Consider the following 17,227-nt stretch of genomic DNA (forward strand, 5'->3'; position numbering starts at 1 on the left):
GCTTCATGCCCAATCTTGTCGTTTTTAGTGGAAGTGCTCATCCACATTTCGCCCAAAAAGTCGTAAGCCATTTACATATCCCTCTCGGTGCTGCTTCTGTAAGTAAGTTTTCTGATGGTGAAATTTCAGTTGAAATTACTGAAAATGTTCGTGGTAAAGACGTTTTTATCGTTCAATCTACTTGTGCGCCTACCAACGATAACCTGATGGAAATCTTGGTCATGGCTGATGCTTTGCGTCGTGCAAGTGCTGGTCGTATCACTGCAGTCATTCCGTATTTCGGTTATGCACGTCAAGATCGTCGTCCACGTTCTGCTCGTGTTCCAATTACTGCAAAAGTTGTTGCAGACATGCTGACAACTGTAGGTATTGACCGTGTGGTAATGATCGACTTACACGCAGACCAAATTCAAGGTTTCTTCGATATCCCTGTTGATAACATCTATGGTACGCCAGCGTTGTTAGCTGATTTACGTCAACAACAACATGACAACTTAATGGTTGTATCTCCTGACGTAGGTGGTGTTGTTCGTGCACGTGCTGTTGCAAAACAGTTAGGTGATATCGATTTAGCTATCATTGATAAACGTCGCCAAAAAGCAAATGAGTCACAAGTGATGCATTTGATTGGTGATGTAAAAGATCGTGACTGTGTCATTGTTGATGACATGGTCGATACAGCAGGTACGCTTTGCAAAGCTGCGGATGCACTGAAACAATTTGGTGCTCGTCGAGTGATTGCTTATGCGACTCACCCTGTTTTATCAGGTAAAGCGATTGATAACCTTCGTAACTCTGTTATTGATGAACTCGTTGTTACTGACACGATTCCTCTTTCAGATGAAGCAGCAAACTTAGGTAAAATTCGCCAAGTTTCTGTTGCAAGCATGGTTGCTGAAACAATTCGTCGTATCAATAACGAAGAATCTATTAGCGCTATGTTCGATAGTTATCTATAATAGCCCAGCTTTTTTTCTTAAACCCTAGCTCGCTAGGGTTTTTCTATCACTAAACTGGTCGCAAGTTTAGTTACTCAAACTCAATGAGGATATGCCCATGGCAAACTTCGTATTAAACGCTCAAGCACGTGAAGTAGCACAACAAGGGAAAGGTTCGAGCCGCCGCCTTCGCCACGCTGCTCAAATCCCAGCAATCATCTATGGTGGTAGCGCTGAGCCTGTAGCTGTTACTTTAGAGCTTCGTGAAATTGTTAAAGCTTTAGAAAACAATGCTTTCTTCGAAGAAGTTATCGAAATCAAAATCGGTGATAAAGTTGAAAACGTTAAAATCCAAGCGTTACAACGTCACCCAGCTAAAAACACACCTATGCACGCTGATTTCAAACGCGCATAAGTGTTAAAGGCGTAAATTAGTGTCAAGTATTTCGCTAATTGTTGGTTTGGGTAATCCTGGTAAGGAATATGCCCAAACCCGCCATAATGCAGGTTTCTGGTTCGTAGAACAGCTTGCAGATCGTTATGGTATTTCTTTAAAGGCTGATCCAAAATTTCATGGATACAGCGGTCGTGGTCAAATTGATGGTCATGATGTACGTTTACTCTTACCTACCACTTTCATGAACCGTTCTGGTCAAAGTGTCGTACCATTTGCCAAATTTTATCAAGTTGCACCTGAAGCAATTCTTGTTGCTCATGATGAACTCGATATGGATCCTGGTATTATTCGTTTAAAATCAGGTGGTGGACATGGCGGACATAATGGTCTTCGCGACATCGTTCCACATATTGGTGCTAATTTCCATCGCTTACGTATAGGAATTGGACATCCTGGTTCTAAAGAACGTGTTTCTGGTCATGTGCTTGGCAAAGCTCCTAGCAGTGAACAAGCTTTAATGGATGCTGCGATTGATCATGCTTTATCAAAAGTGAAAATGCTTGTCGATGGACAAGTTTCACAGGCAATGAATCAAATTAATGCATACAAACCCGCTTAAATTTAAACTGAATTGTTGATCAATCACGCTTGCCATATTGCATTTTTAAGCGCAAAATGCGCATCAAACCGCCTATCGCCAGCGGGAAACGTGACAAGTCAACCAATAAGATATTCATCTTAGGTCTTACTCAGGAGACGCTAGCCATGCTATCTCGTTTATTAAAATGTAAAATTCACCGTGCAGTTGTCACTCATGCAGAACTTCATTATGAAGGTTCTTGTGCAATTGATGGTGTATTAATGGACTTAGCAGGGATTCGTGAATACGAAGAAATCCACGTATGGAACGTAACCAACGGCAAACGCTTCACAACTTATGCAATTCGTGGTGAAGATGACTCAGGTATTATTTCAGTGAATGGTGGCGCAGCACACCAAGCTGATGTCGGTGATTTAGTCATTATTGCAACTTTTGGTGATTTCACTGAAGTAGAAGCAAACCTTCACAAACCACGTTTGGTTTATGCAAATCCGGACAATACAGTCAATCACACGGCAAACTGTATTCCTGTACAAATTGCATAAATATTTAAAAAATTTCTAAAAAGCCAGTCAATGTGAACTGGCTTTTTTTATGGCTAGGTCGATACTAAGTGCTGAATAGAACTCATCAAAACAATTCAAAAACAATGACTTCTCCACGACAAAACCGAAACTTCATTTGCTTAAATTCATATTTCAATAGAACGATCCATTTCATAAATAGTTCCCTTTCCTCTCAAAAAACTAGCTATAATCAAAGCACATCGCTTCAGGGCGGGGTGTAATTCCCCACCGGTGGTAAGTTGGGCCTTGCAATCAAGTGACCTAATCAGCCCACGAGCCTGTATATATTTATATACTCGCAGATTTGGTGAGAGACCAAAGCCGACGGTATAGTCCGGATGAAAGAAGACGAAACCACTGAAATACGCTTTTCGCGTTGTTTTGGTGTACGCTTATTTTTTACATCAGTCCTGAAATGTTCAACCGTATCCTATTTACGAGAGCGTTTCATTATGTCGAGTTTAATTCAACCCGAACTTTTCTTTTCAGCCCTTTCCCCTGCTGAACAACGTATTCAACAAGCTTTAGAAGATATCCGCCAAGGCAAACCAGTATTGGTAATGGATGATTTCGATCGTGAAAATGAAGCTGATCTTATTATTGCTGCTGAAACACTCACTGTCGAAACCATGGCACGAATGATTCGTGATGGTTCTGGTATTGTGTGCTTATGCCTGACAGAAGAGTTGGCCGATCATCTAGAACTCCCACCAATGGTGGTCGACAATTCTAGCCAATTTAAAACAGCATTCACGGTAACGATCGAAGCTGCACAAGGTGTGACCACCGGTGTTTCTGCTAAAGATCGCGTAACAACAATTTTAGCTGCCACTAAAGATGGCGCTATTGCAAGTGACCTCAGTCGACCAGGTCATGTGTTCCCATTACGTGCACGTAATGGTGGCGTATTAACTCGCAGAGGACATACTGAAGGAACAATAGATTTAGCCCGTTTGGCTGGTTTAAAACCTTCTGGCGTATTATGTGAATTGACTAATCCTGATGGCTCTATGACATCAGGTATTCAAGTTCTAGCTTATGCTCAGACACATGGCCTTACCGTGATTAGTATCGAAGAATTGGTTCAATATCGCTTAAAACATAATATTTAATGAAACAAAAAAGCCTCGATCATTCGAGGCTTTTTATTGCGTTCCTGATTATGATACTTTTCGTTCTAAATTCAGTTGATTCACCGTATTAAGCAATTGGCTAAATTGTGAAATTTGAGCAATCGGTTGTACTTGAGCAAGTTCTTCTGCTGTGCCATAACCATAATTTACAGCAATGGTTTCAATACCATGGGCACGTGCACCAATCACATCATATTGTCGGTCTCCCACCATAATGCATTGCTGCGCATCCAATTGCTCTTTTTCAAGAATATAAGCTATTAGATCTACTTTATTGGTACGTTCACCTGTTAATTCACTGCCATACATTTCAGTAAAAAATTGATCCAAACCAAAATGGGCAAGGATACGTTTCGCATAAACTGTTGGCTTCGCCGTCGCTAAAAATAATCGATAACCTTGTAGTTGTAACTGTTGCAACGTTTGTACCACTGTTGCATAAACTTCATTTTCAAATAAACCAGTCACTGAAAAACGCTCACGATAAGCAAGTAACGCTTGTTCAGCAAAATCATCATCCTGAGTATTTAATAACTTTGCCAAAGAAGCTTTCAACGGAGGTCCAATCGTCCAATCTAAATCAACTCCATCCGCTAAAGGGTGGCCCAGTTTTTCTAAAGCATAACGAATTGAGCGATGAATACCCGCTTTAGGGTCAGTTAAAGTCCCATCTAAATCAATCAGAATATTTTTGATCGTCATTCGTTCAATCTCTTAAAGCCTTACATAACATAGTCGAGAGTTTCTCGAAACTCCCATATACTAGCTTAAATGAGAGAATAAAAGGAAATGGCTGTGCGTCCTACCGTACTATGTTTTTCAGGTTTAGATCCATCAGGTGGTGCTGGCTTACAAGCAGATATTGAGGCAATTGGGCAAAGTGGCGCACATGCAGCCATTGCCTGCACAGCATTGACCATTCAAAACTCGCAACAAGTGTTTGGTTTTGAAGCCACGTCAAAAGAGTTACTACTTGCTCAAGCAAATGCAGTAGTGGGTGATTTACCGATTAAATGTGTAAAATCAGGCATGCTGGGTACAACTGATAATATTGCTGCATTGGCTGAGTTTTTACGTCAACACCTAGATTATTTATACGTACTTGACCCTGTACTGGTTGCCAATAGCGGTGGTTCTCTTGGCGATCAGGCGACACTGGTCAAAGCATTTGTTGAGTTAATCCCTTTAGCTACAGTCATTACCCCAAATACAGTTGAATTAAGAGCATTAACAGGTATTGATGATATTGAGCAAGCCACTCAAAAATTATTTGAGATGGGCGCAAAAGCTGTACTAGTGAAAGGTGGACATGAAGATACACCTGATCATATTCGCAATATACTTTATGCTGACGGCAAAATGATTGCTGAAAGCCATTGCCCTCGTTTAGACGGACAATATCATGGTTCTGGCTGTTCTTTGGCAAGTTTCATTGCAGGGCGTTTAGCTTTGGGAGATTCCCTTAAAATTGCAGTGCAACATGCTGAAACATGGTTGTTTGGTGTTTTGAAAAATGCGGAATCGCCTGTGGTGAATGGGCAGAAGATTCCGAAACGGTTTTAAGTTGTTTTCAAATTGATAAATCTTCCAGAATTTATTAACAAAAAAGGCGCAATACGCGCCCCTTCTGTCACATTACAATTTATTCAGGGATACGTAACACTTGTCCAGGAAAAATATCATCCGCATTTTTAAGTAATGGTCTATTCGCTTCAAAAATTTTATTGTATTGGTTTGCATCACCATAAACTTCTTTTGCAATCTTAGACAAGTTATCCCCTGATTTTACTGTATAGAACTTACTTTCAGGTTCTGGGACTTCAACAGTCATTTGATCATCCACCTGAGCGACATGATCAATATTACCGACGATCAATATAATTTTTTCTTTATCAGCCTGACTCTTTACCTGCCCTTTAATGATTGCCGTATCCGTATTGCCGTTATACGTTACAGCCAATCCTTCAACACCTAGACCTAAACTCTTAATTAAACCTAATAATTTATTGGCAACTTCTTGTGCAGAAGGTTCAGCTGGAGTTGCTGGTGCTGGTTGTGGCTCTGCTGGAGCATTATTTTTCTTACCGATTCCTTTAACAAAATCAAAAATACCCATTTTTTATTTCCTCTGTAATTATTGATTAAGCATAGTCAAAACAGACTTACAATTAGTTATACCGAAAAAATAAAGCATGCGAGTTTCAATTTAACGAAGTCTTGTAAATATATGTATATGCAGTAAAACTGATTTTAAGCTTTCACATTTATATATTTTTCAAATATAAAAAGCCACCTTACGGCGGCTTTCAATTCGTTCAAAACTTGAAGCAATTTAAGCATTTTCTCCCACAATATTGGTCATATAATCAATTGCAGATTGAACGGTAATAATTTTCTCAGCCTCTTCATAAGGAATTTGAGTACCAAATTCCCCCTCAAAAGCCATAATGAGCTCAACCACAGCCAATGAATCAGCGCCTAAATCATCTGTAAAGGATACATTTGGTAAAACATCTTCTTCATTTACACGAAGTTGCTCAATAATGATCTCTTTAATACGGTTTGCTATATTCATAAAATTCCCTTTTGTTGTTATGGTTTAATAAATTATTTTAAATAGCATAAACTTTATACACTCAAATAAATTATTTTCATATTTATAGTTTATTTTTTTTGTAAGATATTTTTACATCTATTCATATGAAAAGTTGAACATATAAAAAAGCCACCGAAAAAGGTGGCTTTTAATCATGCGATATGATTAACCAAGTTTCTTAGTTACATAATCAATTGCAGATTGAACAGTCGTGATTTCATTAGAATCTTCGTCTGGAATCGTGATATCAAAATCATTTTCGAAAGACATTACAAGTTCAACCAGATCCAAAGAGTCAGCACCTAAATCATCCATGAAAGATGCTTCATTCTTGATCTCTTCAGCACGCATACCTAATTGTTCAGCTACCGCTTGTTTGATGCGTTGTTCGATATCGCTCACAGGAATTCTCCTCATTGCTTGTGGCGTTTTGATTTGCCACTAGTTTAATTGAATATAAAAACTTTTAAAAGTTTATACACCGCCAGTTAGGCCATGTATAGACCACCATTTACGTGTAAAACTGTACCAGTAATGTAACTAGCCTTATCGCTAGCCAGGAAACTCACTGCATCAGCAATATCTTGAGGTTCACCTAGACGACTTAAAGCTACTTGATCAGTCATTTTTTTACGAATATCTTCGCTTAACTGATCAGTCATTTCAGTGGCAATGAAACCAGGTGCAACACTGTTCACTGTAATCTGACGACTCCCCATCTCTTTGGCTAAGCTACGACTGAATGCTTCAATCCCTGCTTTTGCTGCTGAGTAGTTCGCCTGTCCAGGGTTCGCAAAATGTGCAACCACTGAACTAATGTTAATAATGCGGCCAAAACGTGCTTTGGTCATACCTTTCAATACGCGTTTAGACAAGCGATATACGGCTTTCAGATGAATATTGAGAATGTCGTCCCAATCATCTTCCGACATACGAAGCAACAAGTTATCTTTGGTAATGCCTGCGTTGTTCACCAAGATCAGTACTGAACCATATTTTTGTTCAATATCTGATACAAGTGCATCAATCGCTGCACCATCACGAACATCGAGTACAGCACCTGCCCCATGTTCAGCAAAGCTTTCTGTCAGTTTTTGTGCGCCTGATTCAGAAGTTGCTGTGCCTACCACAAAATAACCGTCTTGAATGAGTTGCTGTGCAATTGCTGCGCCAATACCACGGCTTGCTCCTGTCACTAACGCAACTTTTCGTTGTTGTGTCATGCAATTTTTCCTTCTGCCACTAACACTGCGTTTAGGGCATCTTCCATACGTGCTTTGCTATCAATCGCAAATGCTTTTTCTATGTTGGGTAATCGCTTGGCAAGATTGCTGAGTACTGTACCTGGTCCACATTCAACCACATACTGCACACCTTCATCTTGAAGATATTGCATGGTACGTGTCCATTGAACTGACTGATATAACTGAGCCGTCAATGCCTGACGTAACTGGGCAACATCCGTTGCGATTTCCGCGTTGACATTTTGTATTACAGGAATGCTAGGTAGCTCAATGGCAGTTTGTTCCAAAGCTTCGGCAAACTTTTCTGCTGCTGGTTTCATCAAGGTACAATGTGACGGAACAGAAACAGGCAATGCAATCGCTTTACCAGATTGCTCTTTTGCTTCAGCCATGACTTGCTGAACCAAAGCTGTACTGCCTGCAATCACCACCTGACCTTGCGCATTATAATTCGCCGCTTCAACCGAACCTTGGCCTGCCGCAGATGCATTCACTTTTTGGCAAAGCTCGATCACTTTCTCATCAGCTAAACCAAGAATTGCAGCCATTGCGCCTGTACCTTGAGGAACAGCACTCTGCATCAATTTTCCGCGTAAATGGACTAATTTAACCGCGTCAGCTAGACTCATTGCCTCTGCTGCAACAAGCGCACTATATTCTCCCAAAGAATGTCCAGCCAAGTATTTCGGTGCTATACCCCCTAACTCTAACCATACACGCCATAAGGCAATACTTGCTGTTAGCAAAACTGGTTGAGTATTTTCAGTTTGATCTAAACCCTCACCACTTTGGGCAATCTGCCAAAGATCAAAACCAAGTGCTGCTGATGCTTCTGCAAAGGTATCTCGAACGACACTAAACTGCTCTGCAAGCTCAGCCAGCATCCCTACTTTTTGTGAACCCTGACCAGGAAAAACAAATGCTGTTTTTGTTGCTTGAGCAGCCTGCTCAAGTCGCTTAGTCGACATATAAAAATCCTTAAAATGGTCTATCGCCAGTTTTATCAACACTCATGATTCTACATGAGAATGACAACAGACTCTTTTCCGATGCGGCAATTTACCATTGATTAAATCGTTTTTTAATTGCGAAAAACAACAAAAAAGGGAGCTTTCGCTCCCATTTTTTTATACTTTAAGCTAACGCTTAATGCATATAACTCAATTATTCAGCATCAGCTGCTTTAGCGAATAATTGACGACCACGGTAAATACCGTCTTTAGTCACGTGGTGACGACGATGAGTTTCACCAGTAGTTTGGTCTACAGATAATGCATTCTCGGTTAAAGCGTCATGTGAACGGCGCATGTCACGGCGAGAGCGACTTTTACGGTTTTGCTGAACGGCCATGATGGCTCCTTACAAAGATCGAAAAATGGATCAGAACAAATTCAGTTGTCTTAACTCAACATGATAACACAAATTGTGTTATGAGTTAAGTTTGCCTTTCAAACTTGCCAAAACATCAAACGGGTTATCCCGTTTTTCTTCGACAACATCCTGAACGACAGGTTGATGTTTATGCTCACAAACATCATGTTTGGGAGACAAAGGCATCAACAATAACAATTCATCTTCTAGTAATGCGAGTAAATCAATCGAAGCAGGTGTATCAATACTCCCTTTTTTCGACGATTCACTTTCACCTAAAACGATGAAATCAGCATCCTCATCCAATCGCTCTATCAGTGACTCATCATCAATTAAAGCTAAATGAAATTCTGAGACTAATTCAATTTCAACAGATCCCAAACAACGTTGGCATTCCATTGGAACTTTAGTATCAATATGTCCATCTAACCATACAATGCGATGATAGGCATCCATTGATAGCTTACAGTCTATGTTGATCAATTGATCATCAATTGAACCAACAGCTTCTCGAGCAATACGAGCAAAGCGAGACAATGGCAGTGTTCCTGACCATGTATAGCCCTGTTCAGCCCATTTAAATGGCTCGATTTGGCTTGGAAAAGTATTTGCTGACATAATTAAGGCGGCAATTCTACAAATTCATCGGTACTCTGTCAAAGATTAAGATACAATTTTGCACTTCTTTAGACAGAACTCGTGGTAACACAGCAATGCATCTGTTGCAGCCGCAACTTGAAGTAACAACTTCATCACTTGTTAGCCCCCATTCAATCACTGCTCCTATGTTAACACCAGATCAAGTGCAACGCTCATCTTGGAAAACGTTAACAACAGAACCAGAACAGGTTGATTGGCTTATTTTACACTTTAATGATTGGTTTTCCCACCATAATGTCACGCTTGTTAAAGGTGATTTTGAACCAGAATATTTCCCAGCCATAAATCAACAGCCTGCAAAAATCCAATTTGCACATGGTTTCTTTAACAGTGCCTTGCATGAAATTAGTCATTGGAGTATTTCAGGTGAAAAACGTCGCCTTTTACCTGATTTAGGTTATTGGTATGCACCCGATGGTCGTACTGCAGAACAGCAAGCTTTATTTGAACAAGTTGAAATTAAGCCTCAAGCCATTGAATGGTTATTTGCAACAGCCTTTGGTCGAAAGTTTCGTGTCTCTTTAGATAATCTAACGGGTGATAGCGGTAATGGGACACAATTTAAAGATAATGTTTTTGCTCAAGTACAACGTTATTTTTCAGGTGAAGCCACTTTGCCACGAGATGCTGCACTTTTTATTCACTATATCTGTGTTTGTACCCGTAATGGCTTACCATTACAACTAAATGAATTTAAACGTGAATTACTTGATTGAATGACAAAATTAACACATCTAGGACTTGCATCTTTACTAGAACAAGTTTCATACTTAATTCAGCCATAAAGATCAGGGAGTTACAATAATAATGTTACATTTACATATTCATCCTGAAAATCCACAGGCTCGCTTAATCACACAAGCCGTTGAACGTATTCGTGCGGGTGATGTGGTGGTTTATCCAACTGATGCAGCCTATGCGATTGGTTGTCAGATTGGGAATAAAAGTGCGATGGAGCGAATAGCTCAGATTCGTGGCTTAGGTCCTAAACATCAATATGCAATTATGTGTTGTGATTTATCTGATATTGCAACTTATGCAAAAGTCGATAATGCGATGTACAGACTGTTAAAAGCCAATACCCCTGCTATTACCACATTTATTTTACCTGCTACCAGTGAAGTGCCAAAACGCTTAATGCACCCAAAGAAAAAAACCATTGGTCTGCGTATTCCAAGTAATCCTGTTGCACAAGCTTTATTACAAGAACTTGGCGAACCGTTACTCACCAGTACATTGATCTTGCCTGATCAAAAAGATCCGCTTGATGATCCTTATGATATTGAAAATCAGCTCGGTAAACGCATTGATGTGTTTATTGACAGCGGCTTCGGTACCTTGTCCACTACCAGTATCGTGGATTTATCTGGAGAAAATCCTGTGATTGTTCGCCGTGGCGTTGGCGATGTCAGTGCTTTTGAATAAGCACTGATCCTTATTCAATCAAAAAAATCAGACAACTTCTGTTTCTGAATACCCTGCCAATCAAAATTGTCTGGATTTAACCATTGCTGATAAGCATTTTTTAATTCCGACCACTCATCATCAACAATCGAAAACCATGCAGTATTTCGATTTCGTCCTTTTATGATCCGATCTTGGCGAAATACGCCTTCATACTGAAAACCGAAGCGTAAAGCGGCAGCTTTAGACGGCGCATTACAATCATCACATTTCCATTCAATACGTCTAAAACCATGTGCAAAACATTGTTCTAGCAGTAAGAAAATTGTTTCAGTTGACACCTTTGATTTTTTCATTTTATGTGAAAAATAAACATTACCAATCTCAATCACGCCATGCCCAAGCCTCGGATTTAACAATGCAACCCAACCTTGTATCTCTTCGGCAACTTGAATTAGAAAATGAGTGGAATCTTTAAAGCCGAATAAGTTGTCTAATGAATCTTTTAAACTATGTTGGCTCTGTGGAGCTGAATAAGGCAGATAAGTCCAGCATCGTTCATCGGGTTCTGTGGATACCGCTTCCCATAACTGCCCTGCCGCCTGATCTGTTATGCCATCAGCTACATCAACCAACTGAACGTATTGTCCAAATATATTTCCCTGCACGGGTGAAACTGTCACATTTTCTTCAAGCGAAAAACCTATCGTTTGTCCGAACTGATTCTGTTGTGTTTTTAAATAATTTTTCATGGTGACTTATAGTTTAGAAATGCGAAGGTTAATGGCCGATTTAAGCATAAGATTTTTATACCATCCATATTCGCTTGTATAAGTATAGAAAATACCCTGAGAACTTTAAGGTTTTTGTAAGTGAGTAATTTATTAAATGAAGGATTTCGATTAGAATAGGCTTGCTTGTAGCATGTGTCACTTTCTTGAACACAAAAAAATCATCCTTTCATGCTTTTGAAAATTCGCGTGGCTTATAAACGGTAATGAATCAAATTCTTCCTTCGACCTTGGAATTAATTCCTTCCATTCGTGTGCTTGACGAGTGGCAAGAAGTCATACCTGAAGATTTGTACATTCCACCTGCCGCATTTGAAATTTTACTGGAGCAGTTTGAAGGGCCATTAGACTTTCTGATTTATTTGATTCAGAAAAATGGCTTTGATCTTTTACAGTTAGATATTTCACCAATTGCAACCCAGTATTTATCCTATATGGATAGTATGAAGTCTTTGAATATCGAATTAACTGCTGATTATATGGTGATGGCAGCATTACTCGCTGATTTGAAATCACGATTATTGCTTCCAAAACCAACTCTAGTTGATCAATTTGAAAAAGATCCTAAACAAGAATTGATTGATCGTTTAGAAACATACCTCCGTATTAAGCAAGCAGCTGAACGATTGGGGCAAATGCCAATCTTTGAAAGAGATACTTTTAGTGCCAATGTAAGTCTTGGACATATTGCTCCAATTTATGAAGGTTATGATGTCGATGCCTTACGTGATGCACTATTTTGTGTGTTTAATCGTCCAGAACCGATCACACATATTGTTGCGCAGGAACCAGTGCTGCTCGAAGAACGTATAGCATTTATTGAAGGTCAACTTGCATCAGGTCAAGCATTAAGTTTTATGGAATTATTAAATCCTATGCAAGGTCGTATGGGCATGGTGGTGACTTTTATGGCAGTGCTTGAACTCACGCGCCAGCAAAAAATTCAAATCATCCATACAGGTATTGAAGCTCCTTTAACAGTTCAAGGCATTGCAGCATGAGTTTAGATCCATTTGACACCAATGAAGGAATGTCACTTGAAGATATTCATCACGATGTCTTATTACAGATTGAAGCAATTTTGTTCGCTAGTGACTCACCAGTTTCACTTGCACGACTAAAAGAAGCATTTCAAAACCAATATAATAAACAACAATTACGTCATTTTTTACAGCAACTTGCGATGTTGCAACATGGCCGTTCAATTGAGTTAATTGAGACGGCTCAAGGGTTCCGCTTTCAGGTACGAGCAAAGTATCGCAATATTATTGCGCAGGTTTGGCCTGAACGCCCGACCAAGTTGTCACCCTCGTTGCTCGAAACAGTCGCCGTGATTGCCTACCATCAGCCTGTTACACGTGCTGATATTGAACAGATTCGTGGTGTATCGAATAATAGTCAGATCTTGAGAAACTTATTTGACTGGAACTGGATCAAAGAATCTGGTTTTAGAGATTTACCTGGAAGACCTGCGTTGTTAGTCACAACGCCCCAATTTTTAAATGCATTTGGTTTAGCTTCGCTAGGTCAATTGCCTCCCCTGCAGAACGCCAAGGAAGCATTCATGACACTCGATGCACATGCACCGAAGTCTTGAGAGGTGAACTGTTGATCATTATGTCTAAGGTTGTGCTGTCATGAGTGAAAAATTACAAAAGGTTTTAGCGAGAGTCGGGTTAGGCTCACGTCGCTATATGGAGGAAGTCATTGCTGCTGGTCGCGTCAGTATCAATGGAAAAATTGCTCAAGTGGGTGAGCGTATTGAACCTACAGATGAACTCCGTATCGATGGTCGTAAAGTTCAGTTTCAGGTAGAAGATGAAATTCGCCGCCGTGTTCTCATTTACTATAAACCAGAGGGTGAAATTTGCTCACGCAATGATCCTGAGAAACGTCCAACTGTATTTGATCATTTGCCACAAATCGCAAATGACCGTTGGGTAATGGTAGGGCGTCTAGATATTAACAGTACTGGTTTATTGTTATTCACGAATGATGGTGAACTTGCGAATCGTTTGATGCATCCTTCAAATGAAGTTGAGCGTGAATATGCGGTACGTGTGATGGGTGAAGTCACGCCACAAATTCGTAATAACATGCTGAAAGGTGTTGAACTTGAAGATGGTCCAGCCAAGTTTGAATCATTCTCTGAAATTGGCGGTGAAGGTATCAACCGTTGGTATCAAGTTGTGGTGAAAGAAGGCCGTAATCGCGAAGTACGTCGTATCTTTGAATCACAAAGCTTAAAAGTAAGTCGCTTGTTACGTACTCGTTATGGCACTGTCATTTTGCCACGTGAATTACGTACAGGTCGTTGGATGGAATTAGATAAAACTGATATCGACAACTTAGCGAAATCAGTTGAATTAAAACCACGTCAAGGTACTGGCTTGTTTGGTATGGCGAAACGTCGTACTGAAAAAATGGCAGAAAAACCATTGGCTGCACGTCGTGGTGGTTATTTACGTCAACAACGTCGTGATGATGAGCAACAAGAGCAGCGTTCAGGCAATGGCAATAATAACAATGGCCGCAAAACCATTGGTTTTAACAAAGGCTTTAAGAAATTCTAATTCTTGGCTTTAAAATAAAAAACGCTCTGATTAGAGCGTTTTTTTTATGCTTGAATTTTAATGATGATGGCTTACCCCCTGCGGAATGGCATTCAGCAGTTTCTTGGTATATTCATGTTGTGGATGTAAATACAACTCATCCGAATTGGCAATTTCAACCAACTCACCATGATTCATCACCATTACTTGGTCTGAAATATATTTCACTACGGATAAATCATGCGAAATAAAGATATAACTCAGACCAAATTCATCCTGTAGATCCTGCAATAAATTCAATACTTGCGCCTGCACCGAAACATCTAAGGCAGAAACAGATTCATCGCAGATTAAAATCTCAGGTTTTAAAGTCAGACAGCGTGCGATGGCAATCCGTTGCCGCTGCCCACCTGAAAACTCATGCGGATAACGATCATAGGCTTGCGCAGGCAAACTGACTCGTTCTAACAGTTCCAATGCCATCTTTTTACGTTCGGCATCATTCTGACCTATGCCATGAATCCGCATCGGTTCTAATAAAATCTGCCCGATGGTAAAGCGTGGATTGAGTGAAGCATAAGGGTTCTGGAAAATAATTTGAATCTTACGTTGATACAGTGAAAATTCTTTCTCAGTCATGGCAAGAATATCTTTGCCACCAATCAAAACCTGCCCACCTGTCGCCTCATGCAAACGCATTAACAATAGACCAATGGTGGTTTTCCCAGAACCAGACTCTCCAACCAAACCCAAAGTCTTACCTTTCGCCAATTGAAAAGATACACCTTTGACCGCCTGAAATTCCTCTCGCCCCCATAAACCTTTACGGCTATAAAACGACTTTTTCAGATCTTTAACATCAAGCACAATCGGCTCATCACCAGACAAACCACGGACACGCTGTTTCAGATTTAATTCGGACAAATTGGTTGCTTCAATCAATTGTCCATTTTCGTCCTGCTTCATAAAATCACTGGTCACAGGTAAACGGTATGGTCGGGTTGAAAGTTGTGGTCGGCAGTGCAACAAAGCACGGGTGTATACATCTTTCGGTTGTTCTACCACTTGCTCAACAGCGCCAGATTCACGGATTTCACCGTGGCGCATTACGATCACTTCATCAGCAATTTCGCCAACCAGTGCTAAATCATGCGTGATGAAAAGCATCGACATTTGATGGCGTTGTCGTAATGATTCCAACAAATCAATGATTTGCTTTTGAATAGTGACATCTAAAGCCGTGGTTGGTTCATCCGCAATCAATAATTTTGGTTCACAGGCGATTGCCATCGCAATCATAACCCGTTGCTGCTGACCACCAGAAAGCTGACTTGGATAAGCATCTATTTTTGTTTCAGGTGCAGGGATACCGACTTCACGAAGTAACTCAAGCACTCGTACTCTGGCCTGCTTGCGTCCCATGCCTAAATGAATACGAAGCACTTCGGCAATCTGATCTCCGACCGTGAATACAGGATTGAGTGAGGACATCGGCTCTTGGAAAATCATGGCAATTTCCTTACCACAGATTTTCCGAATTTCTTTTGCAGATAAATTCAGTAAATCCTTACCCTCAAAAGTAATACGACTTTGCGCTGCAATTTGACTTTGTCCTTTCGGTAATAAACCCATCACCGCTAGGGAAGTAACCGATTTACCACTACCCGACTCACCGACCAAAGCCACGGTTTTATTTTTAGGAATTGAAAATGAAATTCCTTTAACCGTTTCGATCCATTGTTTATTTTCACCTTTAAAGCTGATCTGAAGATCGTCTACCTGTAATAGCGGTGTTTCATTTTGAGGTTGCATATTTTTTCTCCGCTATTTCAACTTAGGATCTAAAGCATCACGCAATGCATCGGTAAACATGGAGAATGCAGTAACCAACACCGCCATTGCGATAGATGCCGCTGCCAATTGCCACCATTTACCCAAGATCAATTCACTTTGTGCTTCATTCAACATACTGCCCCATGACACCACCCCCACAGGCACACCAAAACCAAGGAAGCTCAGAATCACTTCAGATTTAATGAATGACACCACCAGAATCGAAATTTGAACCAACGCGATATGACTGACATTCGGGAAAATATGCACAAACATACGGCGTAAATGACTCACTCCAATGGCTTTGGCGGCAAGTACATATTCACGCGATTTGTGTTTCATATATTCAGCACGAACCAAACGAAATACCCCAGTCCAACCCGTTAGACCTAAAATCAAAACAATTGACAAAATTCCTTTTTGTTGGAGTACCGCAGCGATCGCGAGCACTAATAGCAGATAAGGAATCGAAGTGAAAATGTTATAGAACCAGTTCAGTACATCATCAATCCAACCGCCAAAATAACCTGCAATCGCGCCAAGAAAAGTACCAATCACCACAGCCAATAAAGCAGATAACAAACCGACCAGAATTGAGGTTTCAGCACCTTTAATAGTTTTGAGCAGCACATCTTGCCCCCACTTATCTGCCCCAAAAGGCAACGTGGTTTTTAACTCTTGTTTTTGATCAAGTAGATGCCCACCAAGCTGTTGATCAATTTGCTGCATATCCTCTGCTAAAGGATCAACCACACCATAATTATCAATGACTGAGCTACCTTGTTGTTCAGCCTGAATTTCGGCATTGAGTTGTTGAATCACGTCTTTTAGTGGATCAACTGGATTTTCAGGTAATGCCTCTGTCTTCTGGCTACTGTCTTTCATTTGATCTGACTCAGTATCCGCCCCTAAAAATGTCGGTGGCGCGTAGCTGACGGCGACTTCTTTATTCCAATTGGAAGCAATCACGCCTGTCATTGATAACGCGAGCAAGATGAAATAAAACAGCACCACCAAGAAAGAAACCACGGCGATTCGATCTGATTTCAATCGATTCAATGCCAACTGCCAGAGCCCTGTTGAAGCAGGAGACTCACTTGAGGAGGATTTGCCTTTAAAAATTGTACTGAGCATTGTCATC

22 protein-coding genes and 1 riboswitch are annotated in these 17,227 nt (G+C 40.4%); of the genes, 11 read left to right on the forward strand and 11 right to left on the reverse strand.

Annotated elements, in window-relative coordinates:
• The first annotated feature begins 5 nt into the window (after positions 1–5).
• The 5 genes from CDG59_RS08080 (at position 6) to ribB (ending at position 3,614) form a co-directional block, all read left to right on the forward strand.
• Positions 6–959, forward strand: a complete 954-nt coding sequence (locus tag CDG59_RS08080) for a ribose-phosphate pyrophosphokinase (RefSeq protein ID WP_004663520.1) — start codon at positions 6–8, stop codon at positions 957–959.
• Between the two features lie 97 nt (positions 960–1,056).
• Positions 1,057–1,353, forward strand: coding sequence for a 50S ribosomal protein L25 (rplY, locus tag CDG59_RS08085; protein ID WP_004663523.1), 297 nt, complete (start codon positions 1,057–1,059; stop codon positions 1,351–1,353).
• A gap of 19 nt (positions 1,354–1,372) precedes the next feature.
• Complete coding sequence (pth, locus tag CDG59_RS08090) at positions 1,373–1,954, forward strand: aminoacyl-tRNA hydrolase (protein WP_087544716.1); 582 nt, start codon at positions 1,373–1,375, stop codon at positions 1,952–1,954.
• A gap of 146 nt (positions 1,955–2,100) precedes the next feature.
• The gene (gene panD, locus CDG59_RS08095; protein ID WP_004655255.1) at positions 2,101–2,481 is read left to right on the forward strand and encodes an aspartate 1-decarboxylase; all 381 of its coding nucleotides are present in this window, start codon (positions 2,101–2,103) and stop codon (positions 2,479–2,481) included.
• A 219-nt stretch (positions 2,482–2,700) separates the two neighbouring features.
• Positions 2,701–2,856: riboswitch (FMN riboswitch) on the forward strand.
• Positions 2,857–2,954: 98 nt separating this feature from the next.
• The gene (gene ribB, locus CDG59_RS08100) at positions 2,955–3,614 is read left to right on the forward strand and encodes a 3,4-dihydroxy-2-butanone-4-phosphate synthase (protein ID WP_087544717.1); all 660 of its coding nucleotides are present in this window, start codon (positions 2,955–2,957) and stop codon (positions 3,612–3,614) included.
• A gap of 48 nt (positions 3,615–3,662) precedes the next feature.
• Here the strand turns inward: ribB and CDG59_RS08105 are convergent, their stop codons facing one another.
• Positions 3,663–4,337 carry an HAD-IA family hydrolase gene (locus CDG59_RS08105; RefSeq protein WP_087544719.1) on the reverse strand — a complete coding sequence of 225 codons (675 nt, stop codon included), beginning with the start codon at positions 4,335–4,337 and terminating at the stop codon, positions 3,663–3,665.
• A gap of 93 nt (positions 4,338–4,430) precedes the next feature.
• On the opposite strand from CDG59_RS08105, the gene CDG59_RS08110 reads away from it, so the two are divergent.
• Positions 4,431–5,198: a hydroxymethylpyrimidine/phosphomethylpyrimidine kinase gene (locus CDG59_RS08110; RefSeq protein ID WP_087544792.1), complete on the forward strand. Its 768-nt coding sequence runs from the start codon at positions 4,431–4,433 to the stop codon at positions 5,196–5,198.
• 79 nt (positions 5,199–5,277) lie between these two features.
• On the opposite strand, the gene lysM is transcribed toward CDG59_RS08110, so the two are convergent.
• The 7 genes from lysM to CDG59_RS08145 all read right to left on the reverse strand — a co-directional run bounded on the left by lysM (position 5,278) and on the right by CDG59_RS08145 (position 9,464).
• Entirely contained in the window at positions 5,278–5,751 is a 474-nt protein-coding gene (gene lysM, locus CDG59_RS08115; protein ID WP_087544720.1) for a peptidoglycan-binding protein LysM, read from the reverse strand.
• A gap of 216 nt (positions 5,752–5,967) precedes the next feature.
• Positions 5,968–6,210, reverse strand: a complete 243-nt coding sequence (gene acpP, locus CDG59_RS08120; RefSeq protein ID WP_087544722.1) for an acyl carrier protein — start codon at positions 6,208–6,210, stop codon at positions 5,968–5,970.
• Positions 6,211–6,396: 186 nt separating this feature from the next.
• Complete coding sequence (gene acpP, locus CDG59_RS08125; protein ID WP_004655272.1) at positions 6,397–6,633, reverse strand: acyl carrier protein; 237 nt, start codon at positions 6,631–6,633, stop codon at positions 6,397–6,399.
• 86 nt (positions 6,634–6,719) lie between these two features.
• Positions 6,720–7,454 carry a 3-oxoacyl-ACP reductase FabG gene (gene fabG, locus CDG59_RS08130; protein WP_004663557.1) on the reverse strand — a complete coding sequence of 245 codons (735 nt, stop codon included), beginning with the start codon at positions 7,452–7,454 and terminating at the stop codon, positions 6,720–6,722.
• On the reverse strand, positions 7,451–8,443 hold the full coding sequence (gene fabD / locus CDG59_RS08135; protein ID WP_087544723.1) for an ACP S-malonyltransferase: 993 nt from the start codon (positions 8,441–8,443) through the stop codon (positions 7,451–7,453). Before fabD ends, fabG begins: the two co-directional genes overlap by 4 nt.
• A gap of 196 nt (positions 8,444–8,639) precedes the next feature.
• Positions 8,640–8,825 carry a 50S ribosomal protein L32 gene (gene rpmF, locus CDG59_RS08140; RefSeq protein ID WP_004638135.1) on the reverse strand — a complete coding sequence of 62 codons (186 nt, stop codon included), beginning with the start codon at positions 8,823–8,825 and terminating at the stop codon, positions 8,640–8,642.
• Between the two features lie 78 nt (positions 8,826–8,903).
• Positions 8,904–9,464, reverse strand: a complete 561-nt coding sequence (locus CDG59_RS08145; protein WP_004663562.1) for a YceD family protein — start codon at positions 9,462–9,464, stop codon at positions 8,904–8,906.
• Positions 9,465–9,559: 95 nt separating this feature from the next.
• Between CDG59_RS08145 and CDG59_RS08150 the strand changes: the two genes are divergently transcribed.
• Both CDG59_RS08150 and CDG59_RS08155 read left to right on the forward strand, forming a co-directional pair.
• Positions 9,560–10,222, forward strand: a complete 663-nt coding sequence (locus tag CDG59_RS08150; RefSeq protein ID WP_087544725.1) for an elongation factor P hydroxylase — start codon at positions 9,560–9,562, stop codon at positions 10,220–10,222.
• Positions 10,223–10,313: 91 nt separating this feature from the next.
• Complete coding sequence (locus CDG59_RS08155) at positions 10,314–10,931, forward strand: L-threonylcarbamoyladenylate synthase (protein WP_087544727.1); 618 nt, start codon at positions 10,314–10,316, stop codon at positions 10,929–10,931.
• A 14-nt stretch (positions 10,932–10,945) separates the two neighbouring features.
• Here the strand turns inward: CDG59_RS08155 and CDG59_RS08160 are convergent, their stop codons facing one another.
• A complete protein-coding gene (locus tag CDG59_RS08160; protein WP_087544728.1) occupies positions 10,946–11,662 on the reverse strand; it encodes a GNAT family N-acetyltransferase in 717 nt (238 codons plus the stop codon).
• Between the two features lie 245 nt (positions 11,663–11,907).
• On the opposite strand from CDG59_RS08160, the gene CDG59_RS08165 reads away from it, so the two are divergent.
• Genes CDG59_RS08165 through rluB form a run of 3 tightly spaced genes read left to right on the forward strand, consistent with a single transcriptional unit; the run spans position 11,908 to position 14,274 of the window.
• Positions 11,908–12,702 carry a segregation and condensation protein A gene (locus CDG59_RS08165; protein ID WP_087544730.1) on the forward strand — a complete coding sequence of 265 codons (795 nt, stop codon included), beginning with the start codon at positions 11,908–11,910 and terminating at the stop codon, positions 12,700–12,702.
• The gene (scpB, locus tag CDG59_RS08170; RefSeq protein WP_004663573.1) at positions 12,699–13,298 is read left to right on the forward strand and encodes an SMC-Scp complex subunit ScpB; all 600 of its coding nucleotides are present in this window, start codon (positions 12,699–12,701) and stop codon (positions 13,296–13,298) included. Before CDG59_RS08165 ends, scpB begins: the two co-directional genes overlap by 4 nt.
• A gap of 40 nt (positions 13,299–13,338) precedes the next feature.
• Positions 13,339–14,274 (forward strand): 23S rRNA pseudouridine(2605) synthase RluB, encoded by a 936-nt coding sequence (rluB, locus tag CDG59_RS08175; protein WP_087536766.1) that lies wholly within the window; start codon positions 13,339–13,341, stop codon positions 14,272–14,274.
• A gap of 57 nt (positions 14,275–14,331) precedes the next feature.
• On the opposite strand, the gene CDG59_RS08180 is transcribed toward rluB, so the two are convergent.
• The gene (locus CDG59_RS08180) at positions 14,332–16,065 is read right to left on the reverse strand and encodes an ABC transporter ATP-binding protein (protein ID WP_087544731.1); all 1,734 of its coding nucleotides are present in this window, start codon (positions 16,063–16,065) and stop codon (positions 14,332–14,334) included.
• Between the two features lie 12 nt (positions 16,066–16,077).
• A complete protein-coding gene (locus tag CDG59_RS08185; RefSeq protein ID WP_087544733.1) occupies positions 16,078–17,220 on the reverse strand; it encodes an ABC transporter permease in 1,143 nt (380 codons plus the stop codon).
• Positions 17,221–17,227 lie beyond the last annotated feature (7 nt).

It is taken from the genome of Acinetobacter sp. WCHA29, from assembly GCF_002165335.1.
Taxonomy (GTDB): Bacteria; Pseudomonadota; Gammaproteobacteria; order Pseudomonadales; family Moraxellaceae; genus Acinetobacter.